The sequence below is a fragment of the Mesorhizobium sp. M7A.F.Ca.CA.002.15.2.1 genome (assembly GCF_003998715.1).
Taxonomy (GTDB): Bacteria; Pseudomonadota; Alphaproteobacteria; order Rhizobiales; family Rhizobiaceae; genus Mesorhizobium; species Mesorhizobium ciceri.
The window spans coordinates 1-6,237 of the sequence record NZ_RZPI01000309.1; the positions used below are offsets into that span (position 1 = coordinate 1).

The 6,237-nt window shown below is 63.2% G+C and carries 7 protein-coding genes; 2 read left to right on the forward strand and 5 right to left on the reverse strand.

What is annotated here, in order from left to right; all coding sequences use genetic code 11:
- The coding region (locus tag ENZ74_RS17925; RefSeq protein ID WP_164761072.1) for a PAS domain S-box protein at window positions 1–1,226 on the reverse strand (1,226 nt) is incomplete at its 3' end.
- 67 nt (window positions 1,227–1,293) lie between these two features.
- Window positions 1,294–2,067, reverse strand: coding sequence for a response regulator transcription factor (locus tag ENZ74_RS17930; RefSeq protein WP_181172685.1), 774 nt, complete (start codon window positions 2,065–2,067; stop codon window positions 1,294–1,296).
- Window positions 2,068–2,113: 46 nt separating this feature from the next.
- Here ENZ74_RS17930 and ENZ74_RS17935 point away from each other — a divergent pair, with 46 nt between their 5' ends.
- A complete protein-coding gene (locus ENZ74_RS17935; protein WP_063169136.1) occupies window positions 2,114–2,815 on the forward strand; it encodes a response regulator transcription factor in 702 nt (233 codons plus the stop codon).
- 72 nt (window positions 2,816–2,887) lie between these two features.
- On the opposite strand, the gene ENZ74_RS17940 is transcribed toward ENZ74_RS17935, so the two are convergent.
- Window positions 2,888–3,055: a hypothetical protein gene (locus tag ENZ74_RS17940; protein WP_013529303.1), complete on the reverse strand. Its 168-nt coding sequence runs from the start codon at window positions 3,053–3,055 to the stop codon at window positions 2,888–2,890.
- A 37-nt stretch (window positions 3,056–3,092) separates the two neighbouring features.
- The gene (locus tag ENZ74_RS17945; RefSeq protein WP_063169135.1) at window positions 3,093–3,425 is read right to left on the reverse strand and encodes a hypothetical protein; all 333 of its coding nucleotides are present in this window, start codon (window positions 3,423–3,425) and stop codon (window positions 3,093–3,095) included.
- Between the two features lie 353 nt (window positions 3,426–3,778).
- Between ENZ74_RS17945 and ENZ74_RS17950 the strand changes: the two genes are divergently transcribed.
- Window positions 3,779–4,234: a L,D-transpeptidase gene (locus ENZ74_RS17950; protein ID WP_013529305.1), complete on the forward strand. Its 456-nt coding sequence runs from the start codon at window positions 3,779–3,781 to the stop codon at window positions 4,232–4,234.
- Between the two features lie 198 nt (window positions 4,235–4,432).
- Here ENZ74_RS17950 and ENZ74_RS17955 read toward each other — a convergent pair.
- On the reverse strand, window positions 4,433–6,237 hold a 1,805-nt coding region (locus ENZ74_RS17955; protein WP_164761073.1), incomplete at its 5' end, for an efflux RND transporter permease subunit.

A 6,237-nucleotide genomic window follows, 5' to 3' on the forward strand; every position in this document is an offset into this window, starting at 1 on the left:
CGGATCACCTGGTTGAGGTCGGTCTCGGCTTGTGCCGCGGGATGGAGGCGGACCATCGACAGGAAGCTCTTGACGATGCGGCCGCAGCGCTCGGCGGCCGCGCGGACCTTTTCGGCGCGCACCTTGGTTTGCGGATCGGAGGCGAATTCGTGCAGCAGCGTCGATTGCGCCACAACCACGGCCAGCGGGTTGTTGAGCTCGTGCGACACACCGGCCAGCAACGAACCCATCGCCGCCATCTTCTCGTTCTGGTGCAGCTTCTCGCGTTGCCGGCCGATTTCCTCCTCGGCGCGCAATTTGTCGCGCAGGTCGCGGATGGAGCCGAAGATCAGGCGGCGGTCGGCAACCCGCATCTCGGTGGCCGTCAGCTCGATCGGGAACACTTCGCCGGCGGCATTCTGGGTCACCGTCTCGAGCCGCTGGCCGACCATCGGCGCGCCGCGGCCGGACATGTATTCGGCTCCTGAGGCATAGCCCTTGCGGTAGTAGATCGGCACGATCGTATCGAGCAGGTCCTTGCCGAGGATGTCGCTGCGCTGGAAGCCGAACATCTTCTCGGCGGCCGGATTGAATTCGATGATCGAGCCGGTCTCGTCGATGACGACAATGGCGTCGAGCGAGGCCTGCAGCATGGTGCGGCGAATGACCTCGCTGGCGTGGGCGTCGGAGGGCGAGCGCTCTATGGCGTCGCCGATGGCCAGCGCGATGATGTGCAGCGTCGCCTCTTCCTCGTCGGTCCATGCACGCTCGTTGATGCAGTCATTGACCGCCAGCGTGCCCCAGAGATGGCCGTGCGCGAAGACCGAGACCGAGAGGAACGATTTGATGTTCTGCTTCTCGAAATCGGTCCTCAGGAAGCCTTCGAGGTCGCGCGTATGACCGGCGAAGATCTTGCCTTGCCTCTCGTCCTCGGCAAGCCGCTCCAGCAGCGGGTCGGAATTGACGATCGATTGCATGATGACGGTCGGTGATGCCAGTTCGCCGCCGAAAAGAGGGTCGATCCAGTAGGCGGCGACGGATTGGGCGAAGCCCTGGCCAGGCAGTTCGCGCAAGCGAAACAGGATGCCGCGCTGGCAATCCATGGCCCGGCAGAGCGTTTCCAGTATGCCGTCCATCTCGCGCTGCCAGTCGCCGGCCTCGCGCAGCCGGCGAACGACGCGCACGGCCGCCATCGCCGCGCCCTGCCTGAACCCTTGCATATCGGTGCTTGCTGCTTCAGCGATCATCTTGTGCTGTCATTCCGGAGTCGCGCCAATTCGGCCGGCGAGCAACTACATCCTTCTGGCCCGGTGCTCAGTTGCCGTCGCCGGCCGGCAGCGAGAAGATATAGCCCTCGCCGCGCACCGTGCGCAGGAATTTCGGATTGGCGGGATCGGCCTCGATCTTTTTGCGCAGCCGCATGATGCGAATGTCGACCGCGCGTGACGATTCCGGATCTTCGGTGAAACCGATCGCCTCGGAGATAGCGGCGCGGCTCAGCAGCCGGTTGGCGCGGGTGAGGAAAATCTCCAGCACGTCGAACTCGCTCTTGGCCATGTCGATCACCACGCCATTGGCGCCGGTGACCAGCCTGCCGTCGAGATCGGCCTGGAAGGGGCCGAAGGCAACGGAACGGCGATCCGCCCCGGCCCTCTTGTCCTGCAGCTCTTTGGGCTGGGGAACCCGGCGCAACACGCTGCGCACCCTGGCCAGCACCTCGCGCAATTCGTAAGGCTTGACGATGTAGTCGTCGGCACCGAGTTCCAGCCCGACAATGCGGTCGAGCGCGGTGCCGGCCGCGGTCGCATAGATGATGCCGATCGGCAGTTTCGAACGCAGCCAGCGGCCAAGCGAGAGGCCGTCCTCGCCGGGCATGGCGATGTCGAGAATGGCAAGATGAAACGACTGCGTTTCAACGAGGCTGCGCGCGGCGGCCGCACTTTCAGCGGTGGCCACGTCATATCCGGCGGCGCCAAGGTATTCGGCGACAGCGTCCCTCAGGTCGGGCTCATCCTCGACGATGACAATTCTTGCCCGCACGATGCTTTCGCTCCCACTTTCAGTGGAAAGTAGATTGGGTATAAACATCATGTCCAGCACTCATATCGGGGTTGCCAGGGAACGGTTGGAAAACATGGCCGCACGATCCGTCATTGCGCTCGTTTCGGTAGCCGAAGTGGTCGCGACCGAACTCGCCGACCATCTTGAACGGCGCGGCCATGACGTGCATCAGGCACGCCAGCCCTGGGAGGCCGAATCGCTGCTGTCGGGAAAGGGCATCGACGTCGTCGTCGTCGGCGACAGCCTCAGCCAGGCGGAGGGGCGGGACCTGCTCAGACGTTATGGCGGCCAAGGAGGAGGCGGTGAGGGCGGACCGGATTTCATCCTGATCTGCCGCCCGGCCGATCTTGTCGACAAGGTGCTGGCGCTGGAGCTTGGTGCGGCCGACGTCATCGAGAGCCCGCTCAATGTCCGTGAACTGGCCGCCCGTGTCGGCGGCCTGCTTTCGCGCCGCGGCAGGGGCACCCAGGAACTGATCGTGCTGGAGAACGCGACCGTCGATCTGAGATCGGCGATGGTCATGCATCGCTCCGGCACGGAGGAACAGCTTTCGCCCGGTCAGGTGGCGCTGCTCAGGCTGTTCCTGGCCAGTCCGCGCAAGGTTTTGACGCGCGACGACATCATCGCCGCGGCGCCGGCCGAAAACGCCGATGCCTTCGATCGCTCGATCGATTCGCGCATCGTGCGGCTGCGCCGCAAACTCGACACCGAAACCATCACCACCATACGCGGCGCCGGCTACCGGTTCGATCCGCCGCGGCAATTCGCGGACTGATTGCCGGGCACTGACGCAGTCTCTGGTTTCGGGCATCGGATTTTCCATCTCCGGCCCCGACGCTCTTGGCGCTCAGCGTACCAGCAGAAGCGATGGACCCACCGGCATGTCACTGCCCATGGTCAGCTCGCCAGCGTGGGCGCGGTCCCTGAGCAGCACGGTGGCAAGGCCGGCAAAGCCGAGCAGGCCCTGGGCGTAAAGCAGTGCGGAAAGCACCGAAGCGGCAAATTTCGTTTTCATCGTACCAATTCCCCAAAATGGTTTGTTGCGGGTCGCTTCAGGATACCCCCGAAGCGCCCGCGCCGCCCACGGAACCCCCCGTCTCGGCGCGGGCCTTCGGTCCTCTCGGCAGCAAGTTGCCGGAGGCGCCGCGCAAACCCGTCAGCCTAAGGCCGACCCGCCAGAGGGCCTTTAGCCGGGCGATGCGCAGGCTGGAAACAATCCAGACCGTGGCGAAAAACAGTGCGGCGTGCAGGGTCGAAATCTCGCCTGAAGTCATCGCGCCGAGGCTTGTCAGCGGGGTGCCGGCAACCATGCCGACGCCGCCGATGACCGCTGCCGCGATGCTGATCCTGAAAAGCCAGGACAGCGCGTTCGATTTCGTTCCCATGTTCGTTACCGGCTGTTTTCGTTGCGTCAACTTTGCTTGCGGCCCGTATCCGGATCATGCCGCTTGAAACCTCGCTTTGTTGCAGTTCGGTTTCGAGATCTACGGCGGTCCTTTCGAATACTGCTAATTCGCACTTTCGTTTAGCGACGGATACCCATGTTCCTGACCTTGGTCTTGCTATGGTCTCGCTGGCGGGCCACCGACGGCTCTAATGGGGTTGGCGTTTGTTAACCAGTGGAAACAGATTCGAAACACAAATGAGCATTTTGCGAAATCTCTCCGAAACATGACGTTGGGATAAGCAGCCATCGAATTGGAGCCGGCTGGACCGGCAGAGAGAGGGGATTTTCTTCATGCATACCGCCATTTCCGCCAAGCTCATCAACATCGCCGCCGCCGCGCTGACCGGTGCCGCACTGCTGTTCGGCTCGGGCGCCGCGCATGCCGCCAACAAGATCGTGGCGCGCGTTTCGCTTTCGCAGCAGATCATGGAAGTCTCCGTCGACGGCCGGCCGACCTTCGCCTGGAAAGTCTCCACCGGCGACCGGGCCCATGTGACGCCGACCGGCTCGTTCAAGCCGACCCGCATGCATGAAATGTGGTATTCGAAGAAATACGACAACGCCCCGATGCCGCACTCGGTCTTCTTCAGCGGCGGCTATGCGGTGCACGCGACCTATGCGATCAAGCGCCTCGGCCAGCCGGCTTCGCATGGCTGCGTGCGGCTGCACCCCGACAACGCCGCCGATTTCTACCAGCTCGTCGAAACCTTCGGGGCGACCAACACCAGCATCGTCATCGTCAAGTAGCAGGCTGGAAACGGTGGCGTGGCAGCATGCTGCCGCGCCTCAAAGCTCCCTCCGGAAACGCTGCGGTATTGCGTACAGTTCAAACCGGCGGTATCGAGCCCAGCCAAAAAGAAAAGAGGCCGGGAATTTCCCGGCCTCTTTTCTTTTGTTTCCATCGATTTGCCCCGCGCATTTCTGGGCGGGACTCCCTAGACCGTCCTAGCTCGGCAGTGCCGGCATCAGCTTGGGGTCCGGCTTCTCCGCCAGATGAGGCAGGTCCTTGCTGGCGATAAAGGTGTAGAACATGGGCACGACGAAGAGCGTGAATATGGTGCCGACCAGGATGCCGGTGAAGATGACCAGGCCCATCGAATAGCGGGCCGCGGCACCAGCGCCGCTGGACGTGATCAGCGGCACAACGCCGAGCGCCATCGCCGCCGTCGTCATCAGGATCGGCCGCAGGCGCACCTTGGCCGAGGCGATGATGGCATCGCGCCGCCGCATGCCATGCTTTTCACGCTGCTGGTTGGCGAACTCGACCAGCAGGATGCCGTGCTTGGTTATCAGACCGATCAGTGTGATCAGGCCGACCTGCGTGTAGATGTTGAGCGTGCCGAGGCCCAGATTGAGCGGCACGATCGCGCCGAAGATCGACAACGGCACCGCCATCATGATGATCAGCGGGTCACGGAAGCTTTCAAACTGCGCCGCCAGCACCAGATAGATGACGACAACTGCGGCCGCGAAAGCGATCAGGATGGTGTTGCCCTGTTCCTTTTCCTGTCGCGATTGACCGGAATAATCGATGAAGAACGTGTCGGGCAGGCTCTCCTTGGCGATGTCCTCCAGCGCCTTCAGCCCGTCGCCGGTGGTGACGCCGGGCAGCGGAAGCGCCGAAATCGTCGACGAATTCAGCTGGTTGAACTGCTCGATTGCCGCCGGCGCCGCATTGGTCGAAATCTTGCCCACCGCCGATAGCGGCACCATCTCGCCGGTCACGCTGCGCACGAAGTATTCGCCGAGCTTGTCGGGGTCGTCGCGGAACTCCTGCGGCACCTGCGGGATGATGTCGTAGCTGTTGGAATCGCGGTCGAACTGCGCCACTTCGGCGCCGCCGACCAGCAAGGTCAGCGTGCGGCCGATATCGGCGATCGGCAGGTTCAGCGCGGCGGCGCGGTCGCGGTCGATGGTCACCGTCACCTCCGGTGCGTCATAGGCCATCGAATTCTGCACGACGATGAAGCGGCCGGAGGCCTGCGCCTTGTTCTTGATCTGCTCGGCCACCTCGTACACTTCCGAGGAAGCGCCGGTCGATCGCACCACCATGGAAATGGGCAGGCCGCCGCCGGAGCCCGGCAGCGTCGGCGGTGCGAAGACGAAGGCCTCGACACCGGCCACTTTGGCGATACGGGCCGTAATGTCAGCCTGCAGTTCCTTCGAATTGCGCTTGCGTTCCGCCCAGTCCTTGAAGGCATAGCCGACGAAGGCGCTGTTTGTCGTGCCGCCGAAGGCGACGGCCGAGAACTGCGCCCGTGTTTCGGGAATATCCTTCACCAGGCCGAGGATCTGGTTGACGTATGTCTCGGTATAATCGGACGTCGCATAACGCGGCGCCGTCACAATCGAGAGCAGAAAGCCCTGGTCCTCTTCCGGCGCAAGTTCGCTCGAGGTCTTGGTGAACATGAAGCCGGTGACGCCGACAAGCGCAAGCACGATGATCAACGTCAACGGGCGATAGTTCAGCGATCCGGTGACGGCGCGTTCATAGACATGCTCGACGCGCGCGAAGGTGCCGTCGACAATGCGCTGGAAACGGCCCGGCGTGCCGGACTTCAAGAGGCGTGCCGACATCATCGGGGTGATGGTGATGGCGATGACACCCGACAGCACCACCGAGCCGGCGAGCGTGACCGCGAATTCACGGAACAGCGCGCCGGTCAGGCCGCCGTGTTCGCACCGCTGGCATTTACCGGCGGCCAGCGTCATGGTCATGGCAACGATGGCTGATGCGATTTCGCGCATAC